The organism is Neisseria sp. P0009.S007 (assembly GCF_051962515.1).
Map to the genome: position 1 here is coordinate 1 of NZ_JBQCVF010000542.1, position 1005 is coordinate 1005.

Sequence of the window (1005 nt, forward strand, 5' to 3'; positions counted from 1 at the left end):
CCGAAAGGCCGTCTGAATGTCTAAACGCGGTTACATACCGCAGGTTTTGGGTTTGTTTGCCAAAATATTGATGACTTTGCGTTCGGCTTTTTGCGGTTCGATTTTGATTTCGCTTTCGTCTTCTTCGCTGCCGTCGGAGAAACGTTCCGGCATTTTTTCGCTGTCAAACGCCAAGTCGCCGCCGTGTTTCAGGTTTTGACCGCGTTCCAAGCCGACAAAGTCGAAGAGTTCGGTATCGGCCAAATGCGAAGGAACGACGTTTTGTAGGGCGGAGAACATGGACTCGATACGGCCGGGGAAGCGTTTGTCCCAATCGCGCAGCATGTCGCCGATGACTTGGCGTTGCAGGTTGGGCTGAGAGCCGCAGAGGTTGCATGGAATAATTGGGAATTGCTTCATCTCGGCATATTTGATCAAGTCCTTCTCTTTGACATACGCCAGAGGACGGATGACGATGTGTTCGCCGTTGTCGCTTACCAGTTTGGGCGGCATGGCTTTGAGTTTGCCGCCGTAAAACATATTCAGGAACATGGTGGCAAGAATGTCGTCGCGGTGGTGTCCCAAGGCGATTTTTGTGCAGCCCAATTCTTTTGCAGTGCGATATAGAATACCGCGGCGCAGGCGGCTGCACAGCGAACAAGTCGTTTTGCCTTCGTCCAATACGCGTTTAACGGTGGAATAAGTGTCTTCTTCAACAATTTTGTAGGGAACGCCGATGCTTTCGAGATAGGTCGGCAATACCTCTTCGGGGAAGCCCGGCTGTTTTTGGTCGAGATTGACGGCGACCAGTTCAAAATCAATTGGCGCGCTGGCTTGAAGCTGGCGCAGAATGTCTAAAAGGGCGTAGCTGTCTTTGCCGCCGGAAAGGCAGACCATGATTTTGTCGCCCGGCTCAATCATATTGAAATCGTTAATGGCATCGCCAACGGCGTGGCGCAGGCGTTTGCTGAGTTTGTTGTTTTCTAATTCTTGCTTGGTTTTTTTGGACATGGCTGTTTGTGCTTT

1 protein-coding gene is annotated in these 1005 nt (G+C 50.9%); it reads right to left on the minus strand.

Features of this window, described 5'->3' with window-relative positions; genetic code table 11:
• Positions 1–30: 30 nt before the first annotated feature.
• Complete coding sequence (ttcA, locus tag ACTHS3_RS14655) at positions 31–990, minus strand: tRNA 2-thiocytidine(32) synthetase TtcA (RefSeq protein ID WP_070608362.1); 960 nt, start codon at positions 988–990, stop codon at positions 31–33.
• Positions 991–1005: the final 15 nt, after the last annotated feature.

Excerpts from the sequence above, each read along its gene's own strand:
- ttcA (WP_070608362.1), bottom strand. The coding sequence starts at position 990 with ATGTCCAAAAAAACCAAGCAAGAATTAGAAAACAACAAACTCAGCAAA.